The organism is Sphingomonas sp., assembly GCF_965227385.1.
Lineage (GTDB): Bacteria > Pseudomonadota > Alphaproteobacteria > Sphingomonadales > Sphingomonadaceae > Sphingomonas.
This window is the reverse complement of sequence record NZ_OZ245750.1, coordinates 114,272-137,481: the sequence shown is the minus strand read 5'-3', so window position 1 is coordinate 137,481 and position 23,210 is coordinate 114,272. Positions and strand designations below refer to the sequence as shown.

Below are 23,210 nucleotides of genomic sequence, written 5' to 3'. Positions count from 1 at the left end.
CAAGGATAGGTGGCGTTTCGCAACGCTTTTCTCGCCTTGACCACAACTCTGGAACTCGCTCTATTCGAGTTTACGGTATGGAGCCGAACAGCGTTCCGGCCGAACGGGAGTGGGATCTATGAAGAAGCAGCTTTTGGCGGCGTGCGGGATTTCGGCGCTTGTCCTCGGCGGCGCGGCGCCCGCCTTTGCGCAGGACAGCGATGGCGAAACCGAAATCGTCATTACCGGATCGTTGATCGCCGGCACGCCTGAGGATGCGGCGCTGCCGGTCGATGTGATCGGTGCCGAGGAACTGGCCAAGCAGGGCAATCCGACGGTACTCGACCTGGTCAAGGCACTGCCGAGCTCGAGCGCGTCGCTCGGCGACGCCAACCAGTTTGACAGCCGCTCGCAGGGTGCCGAGGGTATCGCGACGGTCAATTTGCGCGGCCTCAGCCCGCAGCGCACGCTGGTGCTGCTCAATTCCAAGCGGCTGGCGACGTCGGGCAACGGCATACCCTCCGTCGATATCAACATGCTGCCCCAGGCCGCGATCGGCCGGGTCGAGGTGTTGAAGGACGGTGCGGCTGCGACCTACGGCTCCGAAGCGATTGCGGGCGTGGTCAACTTCATTACGCGTACCAATCAGCGCGGTTTCCAGGGATCGGGCAGCTGGCGCTTCATCGACGGGTCGGACGGTGACATCGATGTGTCGCTCAGCTTCGGCCATGTCGGCGACAATTTCCGGGTACTGGTCGCGGGCGGCTATCAGCAGCGCGGGCAGCTGATGGCGAAGGAACGCGACTGGGCGATCCGCCCCTATGCCGAAAACCCGCAGGGCGGGTGGACCGGCGGCGGCAACCCCGCGAACTTCCTGTTCCTCGGCGCGACCGGGTCGCCGGTCAGCGGCATCGCTGCGGACTCGGCCTGCGCGCCGCTCGGCGGCTTCGTCGGGGCCGATGCGCGGTGCTACAACCAATATTCGACCTATGACAATCTGGTCGAAAAGGAGATGCGCGGCCAGGCGTTCATCGATTTCGAATGGGATGTGGGCGAGAAGACGACGCTGCAGGTGACCGCGCTGTACGGGCGCACCACCGTTCCCAACTATCTCACTTCGCCATCCTATCTGCTGACCCAGCCGCCATCGGGCGTCGCGATTGCGGGAACGCCCTACGCACCGTTCGCGGCGCTGCTGGGCAGCGGGTTTTTCGTGCCGAGCGCCAATCCGGGCCTGGTTGCCTATCGCGCGGCCAATACGACCCCGGCGGGCGCGGGCGTGCTGTTCCCGACCTTGTTGTTCCGGCCGTTCCTGCTCGGCGGCAATCCCTCGACGCTGGACAATGAGTTCGCGCCGGGTTCGGCGACCGGTCTGCGCAAAAGCGAATCCACCCGCTTTACCGCCGAATTGCGGGGCGAGATCGCGGACGGGCTGAACTACAACCTCAACGCCACCTACCACAATTATTACCGGTACATCGACGGCTACGATTCCTTCGGCGACCGCGTGCAGCGTGCGTTGCTTGGCTTTGGCGGGCCGAACTGCTCCGGGACGACGCCGGGGGCCAATGGCTGTCAGTGGCTTAATCCGTTCGGCAATGCGGTGACGGTAAACCCCGCCACCGGCCAGACCAACCCCGTCGCCAACGGTCCGCGCAACAGCGCGGAGCTGACCGACTGGTTCTTCGTCCGCTCCAATACCAAGGTGAACACCGACCTGCTGGTGTTCGAAGGGTCGCTGAGCGGGGGCACCGGATTCAGCCTGCCGGGCGGCGAAGTGCAGTTCGGCGTCGGCGCGCAATATCGCGATACGTCGGTCACCGGGCGGTACGGTGCGGCCAACAACCTGGCCACCAACCCGTGCCGCGAATCCCCGCTCAACGGCAACACCAACGGCGCTGCGTGTTCGGGTGGGCGCGCCCCGGCCGGTGCGCTCGGCTTCCTCGGCACCAATGCCGACTATGACCTGCAGGGCGACGTCTGGGCGGTCTATGGCGAGTTGCAGCTGCCGGTGCTCGACTCGCTGAACCTGCAGGTCGCCGCGCGGTTCGAGGATTACGGCGGGGCCACCGGTTCCACCTTCGATCCGCAGATCCGCGCGCGCTGGCAGGTAACCGACTGGCTTGCGCTGCGCGGCGGGTTCGGCACCACGTTCCGCGCGCCGACGCTCAACCAGGTGGCGCCCGGGTCGATCACGGCGCTGCAGATCATCGATACGACGTTCCGCCCGATCGACGTGTTCGGCAATCCGAACCTGGTCCCGGAAAGCTCGAAGAATTACGGCGGCGGTGTGCTGCTCAATGCCGGGGGCTTCAGCGCCAGCATCGATTATTACCGCTATGACATCGAGGACGTGATCGTCTCCGATCCGCTGATCTCGATGGTCAACACGCTGTTCCCCAGCACCGGCGGCAATACCTGTGCCACCAATGCGGCGCTGGCGGCGCGCTTCACCTTCTCGACCGGCCCGTGCGTCGCTTCGACGCCGGGCGTGCCTGGATCGGGTACGCAGCGCACCGCCATCTCTCGCGTCAAAACGGTGACGCAGAATGGCGCGTCGATCACCAATGAAGGCATCGACGTGGCGGCCAGCTATCGCGGGATCGACATGCTGGGCGAGGGGACGCGCTTCGCGATCGGCGGCAATGTCACCTACACGCTGCAGAACCGGATCAGCGACATCTACGTCGAAGGGACGCTGGTGCAGCGCGGCTATGATGGCGTGGGCCTGCTCAACTATCAGACGACGCTCTATCCGGTGCCGGAGTGGAAGGGGCAGGGCTTCCTGGAATTCGGTGCCGGGCCGGTCGATGCGCGGCTGACCGTGACCTATATCGATGGGCTGTACGACCAGCGCGCCGATACCACGACGGCCGGCGTCTATGGCCCCAACGCCTCGCTCGGCGGGGCGCGGGTGGCGGGAGGCGCGTTCATCGACAGCTTCACCACGGCCGATTTCACGATCCAGTTCGAGATCGTGAAGGACGTCACGCTGTCGGGCAGCATCTACAACATCTTCGACAAGGATCCGCCCTTCGCGCGCGAAGACTATAACTACGAGCCGTTCGTGGGGAACCCTCTGGGCCGCAACTTCAAGATCGGCGTGTCCGCCAAATTCTGAAGCCGGCACCTTTCGGGGCTTCGTCGCGCGGGGAACGCGGCGGAGCCCCGAATTTTAGCATCGGGCCGCGTCGGCCGAGTGAAGGAGTAGCGTAACGATGGCGACCATTCCCGCGACGTCTCCCGAGGACGCGCTCGCGATCCGGCGGCGTACCGCCACGCTGATCCTGCTCACCGCCGCCTATTTCTTCAGCTACATGGACCGGCAGATCCTCGCGATCCTGCAGGAGGACATCAAGAAAGAGCTGCTGCTGTCCGACACGCAGCTCGGGTTGCTGGCCGGGTTCGCCTTTGCGATCTTCTACGCGACCTTGGGGCTGCCGGTCGCGCGCTGGGCGGACCGCAGCAACCGCGTCAACATCATCGCGATCGCGCTGTCGCTGTGGAGCGCGATGACCGCGGTGTGCGGGCTGGCGCAGAATTTCGTGCAGCTGCTGCTCGCCCGCATCGGCGTCGGTATCGGTGAAGCGGGGTCGAGCCCGCCAAGCCATTCGATCATCGCCGACCTGTACCCGCCCGAAAAACGCGCGGGAGCCATGGGCATCTACTCGCTCGGCGTCGTGCTGGGTGCTGCGGGCGGCACGATCATCGGCGGGACGCTGGCGCATTATTTCGGTTGGCGCGTCGCAATGTTCGCGGTCGGCATTCCCGGCATTATGCTGGCCATCATCATCAAGCTGTTCGTGGTCGAACCGCGTCGCGGCCTGTCCGACCCCAGCCATGTGCCTGCCGCACAAGGGGCGATGCCCAGCCTCGGCGACGGCTTCCGCTCGCTCTTTTCCAACCGCGCCGCAGTGCATCTGGTGCTGGGCGTCACCATCACCTCGCTGATCGGCTATGGCCATACCGCCTTCGGTTCCAGCTTCCTCATCCGCACGATCGGCCTGACCAAGATCGAGATCGCGTCGATCGTCGCACCGGTCGGTGCGGTGTGCGGCACGCTGTCGGCGGTGCTCGGCGGCTGGCTGGCGAACAAGGCGGCGGTGCGCTGGGGACTGCACAGCCAGGCGTGGCTGGTGCTGGTGATGAAGGGCGTGGGGCTGCCGCTGTCCTTCCTGTTCTTCGCCTCGTCCGATCCGTGGATCGCGATCCCGATCTATTGGGTGTCGCTGCTGCTGGTGAACTCCTATCTCGGCCCCAGCTTCGCGCTGATCCAGGGGCTCGCCCCGCTGCGCATGCGCGCGCTGTGGGCCGCAGTGACGCTGTTGGTCATCAACCTGATCGGCCTCGGCCTCGGTCCGACGATGATCGGTGTGATCTCCGACGCGCTGAAGCCGACCTATGGCGAGGCGGAAGCACTGCGCCTGGCGATGCTCACCTTCGCCGCCGCGACGCCCTGGGCGCTGTTCCATTACTGGCGCGCGGGGGTCTGGCTGAAGCGGCGGCAGGTCGCGGCGAACCCGACCTGAACGGAGCGCCGGTCGGGCGCTTGTCCCGCCTCGCTTGTGGCAACAAATGCGGTGCGCTAGATGATCGCGCGCCACTCTCGGCGCGTGCGTGAAAGAGATCCGGATGTTGATATTCGCCCTGGCCGCCATGGGACTTCAAGCGGGATCGCCCGCGGTCGAGCCGGTCGAAGCGCGCGAGGAGATCGTGATCCGCGGTACCCGAATGCGCGACGCGCTGGCCGATTGCCTCGCACGCCAATGTCCCCCGGGGGAAGAGGTCGACGCCGCGATGGCGGCCGCAGCCGAGAGCTTTCGGGAGGGGAAATATCTTGAGTCCAAGGCGACCCTGACGCGGGCCGTCGCCCGGAACGCGCAACATGCAGCGAAGATACCGGGCAAGATGTCGGACCTGTATGCGACGCTGGCCGATGTCGCCGAGCATGAAGGGGACAATGAGCTGTCGCGCGCCTCGGCGCTGCGGAGCGTAACGGTGTTGCGCAAATATGTGGGTGCCGACCACCCCGCGACACTCGCCGCGGCCGCGCGGATCGGCGACATGCGCCTGAAACTGGGCAACACGCAGCTCGCCGCGACGAGTTATCGCGCCGCAGCAGAGGCAGCCGAGCGCGCGGGCGACGACAAGGTCGCCGCCGCGCTGGGCCTGCGGCGCGCCCGGCTCGCATTTCTCGACGGTTCGCCGCGCACGGCGCTGCGCTATTTGGACGCGGCGGAGCGGCGCTATCCGCACGACGCGTGGCTGAGCCGCCAGGGCCGGATCCTGCGCGCGCAGATTCTGTTCAGGGCGGGTGACGAGGCCGGGGCGCAGCGGCTGATGGCGGGCATCACGACCGGCGATCAGCCGCCACCCCTGCTCGCCGCGCCGCCGCCGCCCTCGTTCCAATCACCGGCCGAAGACGCCTCGCGCCGCCATGGCGAGCCGTCGATCACCATCACCTCTGCAATCGAGGCTTCAGGCGCCATTCGCTGGGTCGATATCGGTTTCTGGATCAAGCCTGATGGCCGGACCGAGGAGGTCGAGATCGTCCAGCCCGGGACGGGAACCGGCTGGGCCGAGCCGTTGATCGCCTATGTCGCCGGACGGCGTTACGCCGCCACCGATCCATCCGGACCGGGCTTCTACCGCGTCGAACGCTATACATTGCGGCCGTCCTATGGACTGGACAAGATGTCGCGCCTCAAGGTGCGGAACGGGGAGCCGACGCTGCACATCGTCGACATGACATCGTCGGTCGTGCCGCCCAAATCCTGACCGCTACGCGTCGCCGCGTTCAAAATTCAAGCACCCGGTCGTCGAACAGCCCGAACACGATGGTGGAGGCGTAGAAGGCGACCGCGCGCTCGCGCGGCATCGTGCTGGCCCATTTGCGCATGTCGAACGCGGCGTTCTGCAGCGCCATCATCGTCTGGCTGGCGACCAGCGGGTCGATCGCGCGGATCGATCCTTCGGCGATGCCGTCGGACAACATGCCGGCATAGCGCCGCGCAATGCGGTTCGACCGGTCGATCAGCGCGGTGCGCACGCGCGCGGGCAGGCCGGAAAGCGCCGTCGTGCGCAGCAGCGGCCCGCGTTCCGAAAACTGAACGTCGAGCAGGGTGGCGATGATGCTGGTCAGCTTGCGCCAATGGTCGCCCGGCCCTTCCTCAGCCAACCGCTGCGCGTCGGCGATCAGGTCGAAGCTGCGCTTGTAGCATTCGATCACCAGCTCGTCCTTCGCGTCGAGATGGTGGTAGAAGCTGCCCTTGGTCACGTTGAGCTCGCTCGCGATCTTCTGCACTGAAGCGCCACGATAACCCAGTTCGTTGATCAGCCGCGTCGCCGCGAGCAGAAACGCCTCGCGCCCCGGCTCGGCCTCGTCATGCGTCAGGTCGAGCATCGCCGGCTTCCACACATCGCCCGGCGTGGCGATGCCGTGGCGGAACACGTCCATCAGCCGGCTTTCGACGCGCGGATATTCGTCGACTTCGTACCGCGTGATCCAGGCCGGGAGCCAGAAGGTGTTTTCGAGCAGCACATGCGCCCGTCCGCCGCGCAGGTCGGTCTCCGCGCGCGTGCCGCCTTCGCCCCACAGGGCGCGGGTCTTGCGGAAAATCTGCTGCCAGCGCTGCATCAGGCGGGTGCGCAGATCGCCCTCCATCGCGCGCAGGTCTGACAGGATCGCGAATGCCTTTTCCTCGCCGCGATGGATGCTGGCGAGACGCGCCATGTTGATCGACAGATAGCGCGCAACGCGGGCTTCGGGCGTCGCTTCGCGATGCGCTTCGTCCAGCATCGCATCGAGCCGGTCGAGCGTGACGTCGAACGCCGCCGCTGCCAGGTCTTCCTTGCGCTTGAAATAATAGGTAACGCTGGTCGTGTTGAGGCCCACGCGCTGCGCGACATCGGCGAAGGTCATGCCCTTCGCGCTCTGATCGTTGATCACGTCCGCTGCCGCCGCGAGGATCGCGTCGCGCTTGGCACGGAATCGTTTGGTTTCCCCCCGCGCCTCTTCGGGCGCTGCGTCTTCGGCGTTCATCGTGACAGATTAGCAAATTTGATTCGAACGAACAGTCCTAAAGCGCAGCGGTGCAACGTACAGGGAAGCGCAGCGGAAAAATGCTGCATCGCCCACTTTACCGAATATCGGGTATGGCCTAATCGAGTCGAAACGGATTGAAGAAGGAGAGGGCGCATGGATTTCACGCTGACGGAGCGCGAGACCTTTTTCCGCGACCGCGTGCGCGGGTTCATCGACCAGCATATCACCCCGCGCCAGAGCGAGTATCGCGAGCAGGTCTATACCGGCGAGCGCTGGAAGGTGCTGCCGGTGATCGAGGAGCTGAAGCCGGTCGCGCGGGCACAGGGGCTGTGGAATTTCTTCATGCCGCCGCATTCGGGCCAGACCCATGTCGATGACAGTTTCGAGTTCGAGGGGACGCAGCTCACCAACCTCGAATACGCGCTGTGCGCCGAGGAGATGGGCCGCGCCGGCTGGGCGAGCGAGGTGTTCAACTGCTCCGCGCCCGACACCGGCAATATGGAGGTTCTGCACCGCTATGGGACGCGCGAGCACAAGGAACGCTGGCTCAAGCCGCTGATGAACGGCGAAATTCGCTCGGCCTTCCTGATGACCGAGCCGGACGTCGCCTCGTCCGACGCGACCAACATCCAGACCTCGATGGTTCGCGATGGCGACCATTATGTGATCAACGGCCGGAAATGGTGGTCGTCGGGCGTCGGAGACCCGCGCTGCGCCGTCGCGATCGTAATGGGCAAGACCAACCCCGACGCTTCGCGCCACGCGCAGCAGAGCCAGATTTTGGTGCCGATGGACACGCCCGGCGTCAGGGTCGAACGCATGCTTTCGGTGTTCGGGTATGATCACGCGCCGCACGGCCATGGCGAAGTGGTGCTGGAGAATGTCCGCGTGCCGGTTGAGAATATCCTGCTCGGCGAAGGGCGCGGGTTCGAGATCGCGCAGGGCCGCCTCGGGCCGGGGCGCATCCATCATTGCATGCGGTCGATTGGGGTCGCCGAAATGGCACTGGAGCTGATGTGCAAGCGGCTGCTGAGCCGCATCGCGTTCGGCAAGCGCATCGCGGATCATTCGATCTGGGAACAGCGCGTCGCCGAAGCGCGATCGAACCTCGAGATGATGCGGCTGCTCTGTCTCAAGGCCGCGGACATGATGGACAAGGCCGGCAACAAGTCGGCGCAGGGCGAGATCGCGATGATCAAGGCGATGGGACCGCGCATGACGCTGCAAATCCTGGACGATGCGATTCAGGCATTCGGCGGCGCGGGCGTGTCGGGCGATACGCCGCTGGCCAGCGCCTGGGCGAGCATGCGCACGCTGCGCTTTGCCGATGGGCCGGATGAGGTGCACAACCGGGCGATCGCGCGTAGCGAGTTCGGCAAGTACGGCGAGTTCAAAGCGGATCGCCCGAGCAGCGGCGACATGGCGGTGACACGGTAATATTGGGGTCACCCCAGCGAAAGCTGGGGTCTCGTGCGGCTTGCGACCCCAGCTTTCGCTGGGGTGACGGAGGAAAAAGTGAAAGCAGCAGTGTTGTTCGAGGCGGGCAAGCCGCTCGAAATCCACGATATCCGTGTCGACAAGCCCGGCCCGCGTGAGGTGCTGGTGCGTACCGCGGCTTGCGGGGTGTGCCGGTCGGATCTGCATTTTGTTGATGGGGCCTATCCACACGCCATGCCGACCGTGCCAGGGCATGAGGCGGCGGGGGTGGTTGAGGCGGTGGGGAGCGAGGTCTCGCGGCTGAAGCCCGGCGACCATGTCATCACCTTCTTCACCGTGTTCTGCGGTGCGTGCGAGTTCTGCATCTCGGGCCGACCGTCGCTTTGTCTGGACAATTCGACCCGTCGCCCGGCCGATGCCGCGCCCAAGCTGACGCTCACCGACGGCACACCGGTCAACCATTTCCTCAACCTGTCGGCGTTCGCCGAACAGATGCTGATCCACGAAAATGCCTGTGTCGCGATCAGCAGGGACATGCCGCTCGACCGGGCCGCGTTGCTTGGCTGCGCGGTGCTGACCGGCGCGGGGTCGATCTTCCGCGACAGCAAGGTGGTGCCAGGCGAAACGGTCGCGGTGATCGGGTGCGGCGGCATCGGCCTGTCCGCGATCAACGCCGCCAAGATTGCGGGCGCGGGCAAGATCATCGCGATCGATCCGGTGGCAGAGAAGCGCGCGCTGGCGCGGAAGATGGGCGCGACCCACGACCTCGATGCCATGGCTCCCGATCTGGTCAAGCAGGTGCTCAAGCTCACCGATGGCGGCGTGCATTATGCGATCGAGGCGGTCGGGCGGCCGCAGACGGCGGAGACCGCCTGGCACGTGCTGCGCCGGGGCGGCACCGCGACGATCCTCGGCATGATCAAGCCGGGTGAGTCGGTCAGCATTCCGGGTCCGACTTTCCTGTCGGGCAAGAAATTGCAGGGTTCGCTCGCCGGATCGATGCAGTTCCCGATCGATCTGCCGCGCCTCGTCCAGATGTATCTCGACGGGGTGCTCGACCTCGACACGATGGTGGCTGAGCGGATCAAGCTGGAGGACATCAACCACGCGTTCGACAATCTGCGCCAGGGGGACGCGGTGCGATCCGTGATCGAATTCGCATGACCCCGCCGGCGGGACATCGCGGCGGGCAGCCGATGGAGCAGGTCGACGACCTCGACATCGCGCGGCTGACCGCGTGGATGGAGGCCAATGTCGCGGGCTTCGAAGGTCCGCTCACCTACGCCAAATTCCCCGGCGGGCAGAGCAACCCGACGTATCGCATCGATGCGGCGAGCGGCGCCTATGTGCTGCGGCGCAAGCCGTTCGGGCCGCTGCTGCCCTCGGCCCATGCGGTGGATCGAGAGTACCGCCTGATTGCGGGGCTGCATCCGACCGGCTTCCCGGTCGCAAAGCCCTATGGGCTGTGCGAGGATGATGGTGTGGTCGGGTCGGCTTTCTACATCATGGAGCTGGTCGAGGGCGCGACCTATTGGGACGGATCGCTGCCCGACAAGACGCCGCAGCAGCGCACCGCAATCTATTACGAAATCTGCGACCGCCTCGCGCAGCTGCATGAGACCGATTACGTCGCGGCGGGCCTTGGCGATTATGGCAAGCCGGGCAGCTATTTCGAGCGGCAGGTGGGGCGCTGGACCAAGCAGTATCGGCTCGCCCAGACCGACGATCTGGAGGATGTCGAAAAGCTGATCGAGTGGCTGCCGCGCACCCTCCCGCCGCAGACGCGCACCAGCATCGTCCACGGCGATTATCGTATCGACAATATGATCTTCGACGCGGAGCAGCCGCGGGTGAAGGCGGTGCTCGACTGGGAGCTGTCGACGCTGGGCGATCCGATGGCGGATTTCAGCTACCTGCTGATGAACTGGATGATCCCGGCCAATGGCGCGTCGGGCATCGGCGGTATTACCGGGGCGGAGACAGGCATTCCGACCGTCGAGGCGATGGTCGAGCGCTACTGCGCCGCGACCGGGCGCGACGGCATCCCCGACCTCAACTGGTATTTCGCGTTCGGCCAGTTCCGGCTGATGAGCATCGTGCAGGGGATCAAGCGCCGCCTGCTCGACGGCAATGCCAGCAATGCGCACGCCGAGGAGACGGCGGCGCGGGTGCCGGGGCTGGCCGCGAGCGCGTGGGAATTTGCGCGCAAGGCGGGGGCATAATCGGGCCGTCGCCCCAGCGAAGGCTGGGGCCTCGTGCGGCGCCGGACTCGCGTGCGGCGAAAGACCCCAGCTTTCGCTGGGGTGACTGGAATTGATTGGGAGGGGTTTTGATGAGCCTGTTCGACATGACCGGTAAGGTCGCTATCGTCACCGGATCTTCGCGCGGGATCGGCAAGGCCAGCGCCGAGGCGCTCGCCGATCAGGGCGCGAAGGTTGTCATCTCCAGTCGCAACCAGGATGCGTGCGAAGCGGTCGCGGCCGCGATCAACGCCAAACATGGCGACGGCACGGCAGTCGCGGTCGCCGCCAGCATCTCGCACAAGGACGCGCTCCAGCATCTGGTGGACGAGACGCGCCGCGTGTTCGGGCGGATCGACATCCTGGTCTGCAACGCTGCGTCCAACCCCTATTACGGGCCGCTGGCGGGCATCGCGGATGAGCAGTTCCGCAAGATCCTCGACAACAATGTCCTGTCCAACCACTGGCTGATTCAGATGGTCGCGCCCGAAATGCGCGCGCGCAAGGACGGCGCGATCGTCATCATATCCTCGATCGGCGGCCTGCGCGGGTCGCCGGTGATCGGAGCCTACAACGTGTCCAAGGCGGCGGACTTCCAGCTCGCGCGCAACTATGCGGTCGAATATGGCCCCGACAATGTCCGCGTGAACTGCATCGCGCCGGGCCTGATCAAGACCGACTTCGCGCGTGCGCTGTGGGAAGATCCCGCAGCTGAGGCGCGGGTGAACAAGCAGACCCCGCTGCGCCGTCTGGGTGAGCCGGAGGACATTGCCGGGGGCGTCGTCTTCCTCGCCTCCGCAGCGGGGCGCTACACGACGGGGCAGGCACTGGTGATCGATGGCGGGGTGACGATCTAATGGCGCGCTTCACCGACAAGTCGATCATCGTCACCGGGGCAGGCAGCGGGATCGGCCGCGCCGCCGCGATCCTGTTTGCCGCCGAAGGGGGCCGGGTGATCGTCGCCGACAAGAGCGAAGGCGCGGATGAGACCGTCGCGCTGATCGCCGCGGCGGGCGGCACCGCCAAGGCGATCCGCATGGACGCGGGCAGCGAGCCGGACGTGATCGCGACCATCGATCTCGCCGTCGCCGAATATGGCGGGCTGGATATCCTCTTCGCCAATGCCGGGATTTCGGGCGGCATGGCGAACCTGTTCGACACCACGCCGGAGCTGATGGCCGAAGTGCTGCGCGTGAACCTGATCGGGCCGTTGCTCGCGATCAAGCATGGCGCGCCGAAGATCGCCGAGCGGGGCAAGGGCGCGATCGTCCTCACCGCCAGCGTTGCCGGCATCCGGTCGGGCGCGGGCAGCCCGGCCTATTCGGCGTCGAAGGCGGGCGTGATCAACCTTGCCGCCGTCGCCGCACAGCAGCTGTCGGGCTCCAACATTCGCGTCAACGCGCTCTGCCCGGGGCTTACCGAGACGGGCATGACCAAGCCCACCTTCGACTATGCGCGCGAGGCGGGGAAGATGGACCGCGTGGGCCGGCTGAACCCGCTCCGCCGCGGTGCGCAGGCCGAGGAACTGGCGCGGGCAGCGCTGTTCCTGGCGTCGGATGATGCCAGCTATGTCAACGGCCAGGCGCTGGCGGTCGATGGCGGGCTGTCGTCCAGCCACCCGGTGACGCGGCAGGAGTATGGCAAGACGGCGGTGTAACCGACTATCGGTGCTTCAGCGCGATTGTAGCACGGCCAGGCGCCGAAGCGCTGGTGGTTTGAACATTGTGACCGCCCGCCAGTTATTACCCGACTGACCGATCTGCCGGTTGGCAACCAATCGGACAATCAGTGCCTGAAAACCTGTCCAGCATCGCCAGCACGCGCTGTGCCGTCCAGTCCCTCGACGAAGCCAAGCGTGCTACGTGCCCAGCGGACCGCAAGTTCCACCTCGATCAGGCGGCCATTTACGCCCATCTTGCCGAGCAAGCGCGGCGTAATGGCTGGGACGACAGTTGACACGCACTTTTCCAGATCCGCTCCCGCGCCAAACGGTGTTTTCGGCGCTCCCGAGCTAATGCCTTGATCCGGTAATAAAAAAGGCGGACGCTGCGCTTCATGCTGACGCTCCTCGCCGCCGCCGCCCAGACCGCGACCATCACCGTGCCGCCGCCTGCGCCGCCGCGGTCTCCCACACATCTGGCGGCACCACACGCCGGCGTTCCGGGCTGGGGCCCGCATCTGGTCGATTATGACGGCGCCACCGCGCAATGCGGCGGACAGGTGGTCGCTCCGCTTTCCGCCGTCGCTCCCTTCACCCAGGTCGCCCGGATCGGGGTCGATGCACCGCGTTCCTATGAAATGGGGTTCACGATCGGCGAGGATGGCCGCCCGCTCGGCATTACGCAGCGGGTCGCGGCGTCCGGGCCGAAGGGCTATGTGCAGGGCAATGATCTGGCTCCCGCGCTCAGCCTGTGGCGCTTCCCGGAGGGCGTGGCCGGGGCCGCGTGCACCATGACCTTTGCCGCGCGCAGCGTCCCGCTCGACCGCGCGGCACCGGCCGATCTCTATCGCGTCGCGGCGCTGCGCATGGCGAACCCGTCCGAATTCCAGACGGTGATGCAGCAGATCCGCAAGTCGGGCGACTGTGCCGGGCCGGGGCGGCCGCGCATGTTGCTGCGCGCATTCGTCGACGATCGCCGTATTCCGCAGACGCCGGGCGTGCCGTCCTATGCTGTCGCCAGTTTCGACGTCGATGCCGATGGCGTGCCGCAAAATCCCGGCATCGTCGCCAGCGATGGCAACCGCGTGCTCGAGGCGGCGGCGAGCGATGCTGCGGCGCGCAGCCGCTATGTCGGGAACGCGCCGCGCACGCGCTGCACAATCCCCTTTGGCCGCCCCGCGACCGTTCCGGTTCCCGCCCCGCCCATGCCGCCGAAAGCGGCCTATCCCGAGGGGCGCTGCCCAGAGCCGGTTCGGTGGGCCCGCCCGCTCAACCTTGAATTCCCCGACGCGTTCCGCCGCCGCGCGATCGAGGGTTGGGCGATCGTCCGCTACGATCTCGCGCCCTGGGGTGCGACGGGTGCGGTGACCGTGCTTGCCAGCGAGCCGGCGGCGGACTTTGGCGAACAGGCGCGCCGCATGATCATCGCCGCGCGCGCCGAAACCTCGTCCAGCGGCGCGCAGGGCTGCATCGCGCGGGTGCAGTATCGCATGGCAAGACCCGATGACGTCGATGACGACGCGGCGGGTTTCTGACGGCTCCTGACATGCGATTGACCGGACGGGGCCAAAGGGCGACCGTGCACCTGAGGAAAACGGGAGCAGGGCGATGCGGATCATTCGGGCACTGACGGCGATTTCGTTGATGGCGGCGAGCATCCTGCCCGCCCCGGCGCAGGAGGTGGTGGTCACCGCTACCCGATCGGCGAGCAATCGCGACGGGTTTCAGGGCACGTCGATCCCGATCATCACGCTGCGGCGCACGGCGGATTTCGCGGTGCAGCGCGTTTCGATCACCGGCGACACGCGCGACGAGGCGCTGCGGCGCAAGGAAATCTACGCGATGGTTCGCAGCGCGATCGAGCAGGCGGGCAAGCATGGCGTCGAGCTGGCGACCGGCGACTATGTGGTCGAGGCGCTGACGCTCGCCAACTATGGCGACCTTTTGCTGAGCCGCGATGGCCGCCCGGATTCGGAGCGGACCAGCTTCATCATCAAGGTGAAGCTGGAGCCCGGCATGGACGCGCGCGCCGCGCTCGACCGGATCGCCAGGTTCATCAAGGCGGTGCCGCCGACCGGGCGGGCGCAGATCGAAAAGAGCGGCGACATGACGCTGTCTGTGCTCAACCCGGATCAGTATCGCACCAAGATCATCGAGATGATCGCCGCAGATGCCGCCACCACCGCCGCGCGTTTCGGTACGGGTTACGGGGTCGAGGTGCGCGGGCTGGACCGTCCGGTCGAATGGTCGCGCGCGAGCCTGACCGAGGTGTTTCTGTATCTGCCCGCGGCGTATGTGATCCGGCCGAAGGATTGATCTCCTCTCCCGCAAACGGGAGGGGAGTGGCAGCCTTTACCCCTCCCGCATCCGCATCAAGCCTTCCTGCGCCACGCTCGCCACCAGCCGCCCGTCGCGGCTGTAGATCCGCCCACGGTTGAACCCGCGCGCATGGCCGGCCCAGGGGCTGTCGGTGGTGTAGAGCAGCCAGTCGTCGGCGCGCAGCGGTTCGTGCAGCCACACGGCGTGGTCCAGGCTCGCGCTCTGCAGCCCGCGCGTCATCCAGTTGACGCCATGCGGCATCGTCGCGGTGCCGAGCAGCATCATGTCGCTGGCATAGGACAGCACTGCGCGGTGCAGCGCGGGATCGTCGGGCAGGGCGGCGGCGGTGCGGAACCAGCTATGCTGGACAGGGTCGCGCTTTTCCGGCTTGAACCAGTTGCGCGGATTGCAGGGGCGGATCTCTATCGGCCGCGGGCGCAGGAAGAACGGGCGGAACCGCTCCGGCACATGGTCGCGGATTTCTTCGCGGAGGTCGAACTCGGAGCGCAGGTCGTCCGGCCCCGGCACGTCTGGCATGTCGGCCTGGTGCGACAGGCCGTCTTCGGGCCGCTGGAACGACGCGATCATGTTGAGGATCGGCACGCCCTGCTGCAGCGCGATCACGCGGCGATTGGCGAAGCTGCCCCCGTCATAGTCGCGCACGACGCGATAGATGATCGGGAAATCCTCATTACCCGGGCGCATGAAATAGGCGTGGAGCGAGTGCGCGTCCTTGCCCTCGACCGAGCGCTGCGCCGCCTGCAGCGCCTGCGCGATCACCTGACCGCCGAACACGCGCCCGACCCCGCCGGGCTGGCGCGCACCGCGATAGAGGTCGACGTCAATGGTTTCGACGTCGAGCAGCTCGACCAGTTGGGTCACCTGTTCGGCAGCGGTTTCGGCGCGTTTTTCGGTCATTTGTCTAACATCCGTTCGTGCTGAGCCTGTCGAAGCACCTTCAACTTCCCTTCGTCCTTGGCGCTTCGACAGGCTCAGCGCAAACGGATGGCAGGATCAATACCCAGCCGCGCGCGCCAGCGCATCGGCATGGAAATTGGTATCCCCGAACAGCTCCGCCAGCACGCGCCCGCGCTTCATGTAGAAGCCGATATCATATTCGTCGGTCATGCCGATGCCGCCGTGCATCTGCACGCCTTCCTGCACCGCCAGCGTCGATGCCATGCCGGCCATCGCCTTGGCGACTGACACCGCCTCGTTCGCCCTGGCGTCGCCGGCATCGAGCAGTTGCTGTGCCTTGAGCACCGCCGCGCGGGCGACTTCCAGTTCGCTGTAGAGATGCGCGGCGCGATGCTGCAGCGCCTGGAAGCTGCCGATCAGCACGCCGAACTGCTTGCGCTCTTTCAGATACTGGACGGTCATGTCCATCGCGCCGCCGCCGACGCCCAGCATCTCCGCCGCCGCGCCCGTGCGCCCGGCGCCGAGCAGTGCGTTCAGCACAGCGCGGCCGCCATCGACCTCACCGATCACCGCATCGGCATCGACCTCGACCCCGTCGAACGTCATGCGCGCGGCGAGGCTGGCATCGGCGAGCCGCTGCGGGTCGGCGGCCAGGTTCGCGGCGTCCTTCGGCACGGCGAACAACGTCACGCCGTCGGCATCCTCGGGCGATCCGGCGGTGCGCGCGGCGACGATCAGCAGGTCCGCGACATGGCCATGCGCGACGAACTGCTTGGTCCCGGTCAGTTTGAAGCCATTGCCCGAGCGTTCGGCCTTCATCCCGATCGCGTCGCCATGCTTGGCGCGCTCGTCGATCGCCAGCGCCGCGACGGTCTCGCCCGACAGGATGCCGGGGAACCAGCGTTCACGCTGCGCGGTGCCCTTGAGCGCCGCCACCGCCGCAACCGCGGTGGTGAGGAAGGGGGAGGGGGACAGGTTGCGCCCGATCTCCTCCAGCACCACCCCCGCCTCGACATGGCCGAGGCCGAGGCCGCCATCGCTTTCGGGGATCAGGATGCCGGTAAAGCCCATTTCGGCAAACTGCTTCCACAGCTCGCGGCTGAACCCGGTCGCATCGTTCGCGTCACGCAGCGCACGCATATGGCTGACCGGCGCGGCCTCGGCCACGAATTGCTGTGCGCTCTCGCGGAGCATGGTCTGTTCGTCGTTGAGGTAGAGTGGCATTTTCAACTCCGTCGCCCTCTTCTACGTCACCCCAGCGAACGCTGGGGTCTCGTGCGGCAGGGTAACCGCTTCGCAACTGGAGACCCCAGCGTTCGCTGGGGTGACGGTGAGCTAGGCAGGCAGCTCCAGAATCCGCTTGGCAACGATGTTCAGCTGGACCTCGCTCGTCCCGCCCTCGATCGAATTCGCCTTGGTCCGCAGCCACGCGCGCGGCTTGGCGCCGCCGTTGGAGCGTTCGCTTTCCCATTCCAGCGTGTCCGACCCGCCGCTCGCCATGATCAGCTCGTGGCGGTCCTTATTGAGCTCTGTGCCGTAGTACTTCATCATCGACGGCTGGGCCGGGTGCGCCTGTCCGGCCTTGAGCTGGTCGATGAACCGCTCCGACATTGCCGAGAACGCCTTGGACCGCACCTCGAACAGTGCGAGCTGCGCGCGCAGGATCGGGTCGGCCAAGCGCCCCTGTGCGTCCAGCCCGATCGTCGCAATCGCGCCCTCGATGAGCGGGTTGCCGCCGGGGGAGGCGAGGCCCATGCCCGAAATCATCTCGCGCTCATGGCCGAGCAGGTACTTGGCGACGTCCCAGCCCTTGTTCTCGTCGTGAATGCGGTTCTTCTTGGGCACGCGAACATTGTCGAAAAAGGTTTCGCAGAAGGGCGAATAGCCGCTGATCAACAGGATCGGCTTTGTCGACACGCCCGGTGAGTCCATGTCGAACAGCAGGAAGCTGATCCCGCCCTGCTTGCTGTCCTTGCTGGTGCGCACCAGGCAGAAGATCCAGTCGGCCTTGTCGGCGTAGCTGGTCCACACCTTCTGCCCGTTGACGATGTAATCGTCGCCATCGCTGACCGCGCTGGTGGCGAGGCCGGCAAGGTCGCTGCCCGCATTCGGCTCGGAATAGCCCTGGCACCAGCGGATTTCGCCGCGCGCGATTTTGGGCAGATGCTCCAGCTTCTGCTCCTCGGTCCCGTATTTGAGCAAAGCCGGGCCGAGCATCGAAATGCCGAAGCTGTTGAGCGGATTGCGGCAGTTGAGCGCCGCCATCTCCTCGCGCAGGATCTTGGTCTCCGCTGGCGACAGCCCGCCGCCGCCATATTCCTTCGGCCAGTCGGGCACAGTCCAGCCGCGCGCAGCCATCCGGTCCATGTACAATTTCTGGTCGGGGTTCTTGCTGTAATCGGCCTTGCGCCCGCCCCAATTGGCGTCACCCTCGCCGCGCATCGGCTGGCGCATCGACGCCGGGACATTGGCCTCCAGCCAGGCGCGGGTTTCGGCGCGGAATTGATCGAGATCGGTCATGATGGGTCCTCGTCCAGCAAAGCGGCGATGCGGCGCGCGGTCGCAATCGCAAGATGGTCGTGATTGAGGTCGGTCAGCACCTGCACCCCGGTCGGCAGGCCGTTTGCGGTCCCGACCGGGACAGTGGTGGCAGGCAGGCCCGGATAGGTGGCGAGCCCCGCCCAGGCGAGGTGCGCGTCATAGCCGCTCTCCACGCCGTCGATATCGAGCGTCCGCTCGGCCTGCGGGCGCGGGTCGTGCGGGAATGCCTGGGTTGCGGCGGGCGGGGCGATCACCGCATCCACCTCGGCAAACAGCTTCGCCCAGGCCCGCGTGTTGCGCGCCTGCGCGTCGAGCATCGCGAGATAGGGGAGCAGGCGCGGCAGCGTGTCGTGCAGCGTCGGATCGGACCGCGCGAACACCGTGCCGAGCAGCGCGGTATAGGCGTCATGCTGCGCCATCAGATCGGGCAGGGCAGGGTGGGTGCGGATCACCTCGACCCCATCGCGCGCCAGCGCTTCGGCCGCGCGCTCGACCCCGTCGATCACCGCCGCAGCGGTCGCGGTTGCCGGATGCGCCGTCAGCACCAGCACGCGCCGGGCTGGCGCGGCATCACAGGGCAGGGGCAGGTCGGCGAGCAGGTCGAGCAGCAGCGGCAGGTCGCTGCCCCGCCGCGCCATCGGCCCGATCACGCCCAGCACCGCTTCCGCGCCGTCGCTGCCGGGGAAGCGATGGCCATGGCCGTTCAGCGCGCCATAGCTCGGCTTGTGCCCCCACACGCCGCAGAAGTGCGACGGCACCCGGATCGACCCGCCGATATCGCTGCCCAGCTCGATCGGCACATAGCCCGCCGCCAATGCTGCCGCCGCGCCGCCCGAGCTGCCGCCACAGGTGCGCGCCGGGTCGTGCGGATTGCTGGTGCGGCCATAGATTGAATTGACGCTCTGCCAGTCGCCCAGCGCCTTGGGGACGTTAGTCTTGCCCAGGATCACCGCGCCCGCCGCCTTGAGCCGCTGCACCGCGACCGCGTCCGAGGTCGCGATGTTGCCAGCCGCGTGGCCAAAGCCCCAGCTGGTCGGCAGCCCGGCGACGTCGAAAGCTTCCTTGACCGTCATCGGCACGCCCAGCAGCGGGCGGCGCTCGCCGCGCGCCACCGCCGCATCGGCCGCGTCCGCCGCTGCCAGCGCGCGCTCGAAATCGCGCACCACCACCGCGTTGATCGCGCCGTCCCCGGCTTCGATCCGCGCAATAGCGGCCTCGCATTGCGCGCGCGCGCGCGTCTCGCCCGCCGCGATTGCGGTGGCGATGTCGATCGCGGACGCGCGCGCCAATGTCATCCCGGTGCGCCCGTGCGCTGGATCAGCTCGAGTTCATGTCCCTCGGGGTCGAGCAGGAAGGTCAGCCGCGCGCCCGGCAATTCGTGCGGGCCGTGCAGCGGACGCGCGCCATGCGCGATTGCGCGCGCCGCCGCCCCGTCCAGATCGGCGGTGGTGAGGCCGACCGGGCCATGCCCGTTGCCGACCGTCACCGCGCGGCCATCGGTGTAATGGAACAGCACCAAGGTGAAGGGCTGGCCGGGCAGGTTGAGCATCGACTCTTCCAGCCCAGGCAGCACCACGCGATTGGTCACCGCGAACCCGAAGGTGTCGCAGTAGAACCGCTCCATCGCGGCCAGATCGCGCACGACCAGCTTGAAGAAGCCGAGGCGGAAGCGCAGCGCCTCCACCTCGCCCGTCTCTGCGCCGGCCAGTGCGGCATCAGCCATTGAAGCGCTCGCCCTTCTCGGCCTTGTCCTTCAGCAGCTGCGCAACCGGGAAGCCATGCTTCTCCAGCCCCGCGACGATGGTCTTGAGGCCGACCGTATCCGCCCAGAACATCGGGCCGCCGCGATAGACCGGCCAGCCATAGCCATAGATCCACACGACATCGATGTCCGACGCACGCTGCGCCATGCCTTCCTGCAGGATCAGGGCGCCTTCGTTGACCATCGTGTACAGTGTGCGCTCGATGATCTCCTCGGCGGTCACGTCATGCTGCACCGCGCCGGTCTTCTTCCGGAAATCCTCGATGATCTCGGCGACGCGCGGCGACGGCGAGGGGTTCCGCTTGTCGTCATAGTCGTAGAAGCCCGCCTGCTTCTTCTGGCCCCAGCGGCCCTCGGCGGCGAGCGCGTCGCGGATGCTTTCGATGCGGGTCGGGTCGCGGTGCCAGCCGATGTCGACACCGGCCAGATCGCTCATCTGGAACGGGCCCATCGGCATGCCGAATTCGACATGGACGCGGTCGACCTGTTCGGGCGTCGCGCCTTCCATCAGCAGCTTCATTGCCTCGACCTGACGCGGCATCAGCATGCGGTTGCCGATGAAGCCGTGGCACACGCCCGCGACCACCGCGACCTTCTTGATCTTCTTGGCGACGTCCATGACGGTCGCCAGCACATCCTTGTCGGTCTTTGCGCCGCGCACGATTTCGAGCAGCTTCATGACGTTGGCGGGCGAGAAGAAGTGCATGCCGACGACATCGCCCGGACGGCTGGTCGATGCCGCGATCTCGTCGATGTTGAGGTAGCTGGTGTTGGACGCCAGGATCGCACCCGGCTTGCAGATCGTGCTGAGCTTGCCGAAAATGTCCTTCTTGACGTCCATATTCTCATAGACCGCCTCGATCACCAGGTCGCAGTCGGCGAGGTCGTCCATGCTGAGCGTCGGGGTCAGCAGGCCCATTGCCTGCTCGACCTGCTCGGGCTTGATCCGGCCGCGCGCGGCGCTGCCCTCGTAATTCTTGCGCATCACGCCGGTGCCGCGGTCGAGCGCTTCCTGCTGCATCTCGACGATCGTCACCGGGATTCCGGCCGACAGGAAGTTCATCGAAATGCCGCCGCCCATCGTGCCGGCGCCGATCACGCCGACCTTCTTGATGGCACGCAGCTGCGTATCTTCCGGCACATCGTCGATCTTTGCGGCCTTGCGCTCGGCGAAGAAGATGTGGCGCATCGCCGCCGACTGCGTGCCCATGATCAGCTTCATGAAGCCGTTGCGCTCGCGCTGCACACCCTCGGCATAGGGCTTGTCGACCGTTTCCTCGATCACCGCGATGATCTCGGCCGGTGCGTCGAAGCCGCGGAAGCGCTTGGCGTTGGTCTTGCGGAACGCGTCGAACACGCCCGGCTCGACGCTCACCGGCTTTTCGCTGGCGCGGGGCAGGGGGCGGGCGTCGGCCACTTCCTTGGCATAGGCAACGGCGTCGGCAGTCAGGCTGTCCTCTCCGGCCAGCCGATCGACCAGGCCGGCGGCCTGCGCCACCTTGGCCGGGACCGGATCGCCCTTCGCCGCCAGCTCCAGCGCGAACTCGACCCCCGCGACGCGCGGCAGGCGCTGGGTGCCGCCCGCACCGGGCAGGATGCCGAGCTTCACTTCGGGCAGGCCGAACTTCGCCGAGGGCACGGCGATGCGATAATGGCACGCCAGCGCAACCTCGCACCCGCCGCCGAGGGCTGTGCCGTGAACGGCCGCGACCACCGGCTTCTCGCTCGCCTCGATCGTATCGACCACGGTGGGCAGCCCCGGCTCCTGCATCGGCTTGCCGAATTCGGTGATGTCGGCCCCGGCAAAGAAGGTGCGCCCGTCACAGCGGATCACGGCGGCCTTCAGGCTGTCGTCGCTGTTCAGCTCCTTGATCGCCGCGTCCAGCCCCTGCCGCACCGCCGCGCCCAGCGCGTTCACCGGCGGGTTGTTCGAGGTGATGACGAGGATATCGCCCTGTTTTTCGGTCGTAATCACGGACATGTCGCTCTCCAGTTGAGTGCTGCGCCGGTCAGGCCAGCGCGGAATAGATCATCGTCTTCAGCTCGCGCCGGATCGGGTACAGCCCCGACGGCGACAGCTGGGTCATGAACACCATACTGATCCGCTCGACCGGATCGACGAAGAAGGCGGTCGAAAACATCCCGCCCCAGTAAAACTCCCCGACGCTGCCCGGGATCATCGATCGCGCGACGTCGATGTTCATCGCAAATCCCAGGCCAAAGCCGGTGCCGGCATTCTGCGTCTCGCTGAACAGCGACCGCGACAGGCTCGAAAGATCCTTGCCGCCGGGCAGGTGGTTCATCACCATCAGGTCGAGCGTCTTGCGCCCAATGATTCGCGCGCTGTCCAGCGTCCCGCCATTCAGCAGCATCGTGCAGAAACGGTGATAGTCCAGCGCGGTGGAGACAAGCCCGCCGCCGCCCGACAACAAGGTCGGCTTGCGGCTCCACGCCGATTGCGCCCCGCGATCGTACATCACCCGGCCTTCGCCGGCCTTGAACGTGTAGCAGTCGGTCAGCCGATCGACCTTGTCCTCCGGCACCCAGAAGCCGGTGTCGTGCATGCCGAGCGGCGCGAAGATGTGCTCGGCAAAATAGGCGTCGAGCTTCTGGCCCGACACGCGCTCGACCACCGCGCCCAGCACATCGGTCGCGACCGAATAATTCCACGCCTCACCCGGCGAAAATTCGAGCGGCAGCTTGCCCAGCGCCGCGACGAATCCATCCAGATCGAGATGCCCGTGCCAATTCTCGATCCGCCCCTCGCGATAGGCCGCATCGACATTGCCGCGATTCTGGAAGCCATAGGTGAGGCCCGAGGTATGTCGCAGCAGATCGATCATCCGCATCGGCTCGGTCGTCGGCCTGGTCACGAACGGCACCCCGCCGCCGCCGCCGTTGTAGACGCCCAGCCCCTTGAACTCGGGCAGGACGTGATGGACCGGCGTGTCGAGCGCGACGCTGCCGCCCTCGACCAATTGCATGAATGCGATCGACGTCACCGGCTTGGTCATCGACGCGATGCGGTAGATCGAAGTCTCGTCCACCGCCGCGCCGCCCTCCCGCGCCACACCCTGATGGCTGAAATGCGCGATCTTGCCGTCGCGGGCGATCAGCAGCTGGGCGTTGGGCAGTTTCCCCGAGTCGAGGTAGCGCGCCCTGACGAACGCATCGATGCGCGCGAGCCGATCGGCGTCGAAGCCGCTTTCCGTAGCGGTAGCGAGGGCGGTTGAGTCCATACCTCTAATTCGAATCCTTGTTCCGCGGCGATCGCTCGCTTGTCGCTTCCCTATTGCGTTGAGCGGCTAA

General features: G+C 66.5%; 18 protein-coding genes. 10 read left to right on the top strand and 8 right to left on the bottom strand.

Annotated features, from left to right (window positions below; translation table 11 throughout):
* Positions 1–118: 118 nt before the first annotated feature.
* The 3 genes from ACO05N_RS00600 (at position 119) to ACO05N_RS00590 (ending at position 5,757) form a co-directional block, all read left to right on the top strand.
* A complete protein-coding gene (locus ACO05N_RS00600) occupies positions 119–3,100 on the top strand; it encodes a TonB-dependent receptor domain-containing protein (protein ID WP_422055266.1) in 2,982 nt (993 codons plus the stop codon).
* Between the two features lie 97 nt (positions 3,101–3,197).
* Positions 3,198–4,508 carry a spinster family MFS transporter gene (locus ACO05N_RS00595; protein ID WP_422055265.1) on the top strand — a complete coding sequence of 437 codons (1,311 nt, stop codon included), beginning with the start codon at positions 3,198–3,200 and terminating at the stop codon, positions 4,506–4,508.
* A 103-nt stretch (positions 4,509–4,611) separates the two neighbouring features.
* Entirely contained in the window at positions 4,612–5,757 is a 1,146-nt protein-coding gene (locus ACO05N_RS00590; RefSeq protein WP_422055264.1) for a tetratricopeptide repeat protein, read from the top strand.
* A gap of 19 nt (positions 5,758–5,776) precedes the next feature.
* Here the strand turns inward: ACO05N_RS00590 and ACO05N_RS00585 are convergent, their stop codons facing one another.
* Positions 5,777–7,021 (bottom strand): TetR/AcrR family transcriptional regulator, encoded by a 1,245-nt coding sequence (locus ACO05N_RS00585; RefSeq protein ID WP_422055263.1) that lies wholly within the window; start codon positions 7,019–7,021, stop codon positions 5,777–5,779.
* A 156-nt stretch (positions 7,022–7,177) separates the two neighbouring features.
* On the opposite strand from ACO05N_RS00585, the gene ACO05N_RS00580 reads away from it, so the two are divergent.
* From ACO05N_RS00580 to ACO05N_RS00550, 7 genes are all read left to right on the top strand, one after another.
* Positions 7,178–8,461, top strand: a complete 1,284-nt coding sequence (locus tag ACO05N_RS00580; protein ID WP_422055262.1) for an acyl-CoA dehydrogenase family protein — start codon at positions 7,178–7,180, stop codon at positions 8,459–8,461.
* Between the two features lie 78 nt (positions 8,462–8,539).
* Positions 8,540–9,625 (top strand): Zn-dependent alcohol dehydrogenase, encoded by a 1,086-nt coding sequence (locus tag ACO05N_RS00575; protein ID WP_422055261.1) that lies wholly within the window; start codon positions 8,540–8,542, stop codon positions 9,623–9,625.
* The gene (locus ACO05N_RS00570) at positions 9,622–10,683 is read left to right on the top strand and encodes a phosphotransferase family protein (RefSeq protein WP_422055260.1); all 1,062 of its coding nucleotides are present in this window, start codon (positions 9,622–9,624) and stop codon (positions 10,681–10,683) included. Before ACO05N_RS00575 ends, ACO05N_RS00570 begins: the two co-directional genes overlap by 4 nt.
* A gap of 110 nt (positions 10,684–10,793) precedes the next feature.
* Complete coding sequence (locus ACO05N_RS00565; RefSeq protein WP_422055259.1) at positions 10,794–11,558, top strand: SDR family NAD(P)-dependent oxidoreductase; 765 nt, start codon at positions 10,794–10,796, stop codon at positions 11,556–11,558.
* Positions 11,558–12,358: an SDR family NAD(P)-dependent oxidoreductase gene (locus tag ACO05N_RS00560; RefSeq protein WP_422055258.1), complete on the top strand. Its 801-nt coding sequence runs from the start codon at positions 11,558–11,560 to the stop codon at positions 12,356–12,358. The genes ACO05N_RS00565 and ACO05N_RS00560 overlap by 1 nt, the downstream gene beginning before the upstream one ends.
* Positions 12,359–12,756: 398 nt before the next feature.
* Positions 12,757–13,896, top strand: a complete 1,140-nt coding sequence (locus tag ACO05N_RS00555) for a hypothetical protein (protein WP_422055257.1) — start codon at positions 12,757–12,759, stop codon at positions 13,894–13,896.
* Positions 13,897–13,969: 73 nt separating this feature from the next.
* Complete coding sequence (locus tag ACO05N_RS00550) at positions 13,970–14,677, top strand: TonB-dependent receptor (RefSeq protein WP_422055256.1); 708 nt, start codon at positions 13,970–13,972, stop codon at positions 14,675–14,677.
* A gap of 36 nt (positions 14,678–14,713) precedes the next feature.
* On the opposite strand, the gene ACO05N_RS00545 is transcribed toward ACO05N_RS00550, so the two are convergent.
* The 7 genes from ACO05N_RS00545 to ACO05N_RS00515 all read right to left on the bottom strand — a co-directional run bounded on the left by ACO05N_RS00545 (position 14,714) and on the right by ACO05N_RS00515 (position 23,140).
* Complete coding sequence (locus ACO05N_RS00545) at positions 14,714–15,598, bottom strand: acyl-CoA thioesterase (protein ID WP_422055255.1); 885 nt, start codon at positions 15,596–15,598, stop codon at positions 14,714–14,716.
* A gap of 96 nt (positions 15,599–15,694) precedes the next feature.
* Positions 15,695–16,822, bottom strand: a complete 1,128-nt coding sequence (locus tag ACO05N_RS00540) for an acyl-CoA dehydrogenase family protein (RefSeq protein WP_422055254.1) — start codon at positions 16,820–16,822, stop codon at positions 15,695–15,697.
* Between the two features lie 111 nt (positions 16,823–16,933).
* Entirely contained in the window at positions 16,934–18,121 is a 1,188-nt protein-coding gene (locus ACO05N_RS00535; protein WP_422058676.1) for an acyl-CoA dehydrogenase family protein, read from the bottom strand.
* Positions 18,115–19,434, bottom strand: coding sequence for an amidase family protein (locus tag ACO05N_RS00530; protein ID WP_422055253.1), 1,320 nt, complete (start codon positions 19,432–19,434; stop codon positions 18,115–18,117). The genes ACO05N_RS00535 and ACO05N_RS00530 overlap by 7 nt, the downstream gene beginning before the upstream one ends.
* Positions 19,431–19,862: a VOC family protein gene (locus ACO05N_RS00525; RefSeq protein ID WP_422055252.1), complete on the bottom strand. Its 432-nt coding sequence runs from the start codon at positions 19,860–19,862 to the stop codon at positions 19,431–19,433. The genes ACO05N_RS00530 and ACO05N_RS00525 overlap by 4 nt, the downstream gene beginning before the upstream one ends.
* Positions 19,855–21,882 (bottom strand): 3-hydroxyacyl-CoA dehydrogenase NAD-binding domain-containing protein, encoded by a 2,028-nt coding sequence (locus ACO05N_RS00520; protein WP_422055251.1) that lies wholly within the window; start codon positions 21,880–21,882, stop codon positions 19,855–19,857. Before ACO05N_RS00520 ends, ACO05N_RS00525 begins: the two co-directional genes overlap by 8 nt.
* A 28-nt stretch (positions 21,883–21,910) precedes the next feature.
* Entirely contained in the window at positions 21,911–23,140 is a 1,230-nt protein-coding gene (locus ACO05N_RS00515) for a serine hydrolase domain-containing protein (RefSeq protein ID WP_422055250.1), read from the bottom strand.
* Positions 23,141–23,210: the final 70 nt, after the last annotated feature.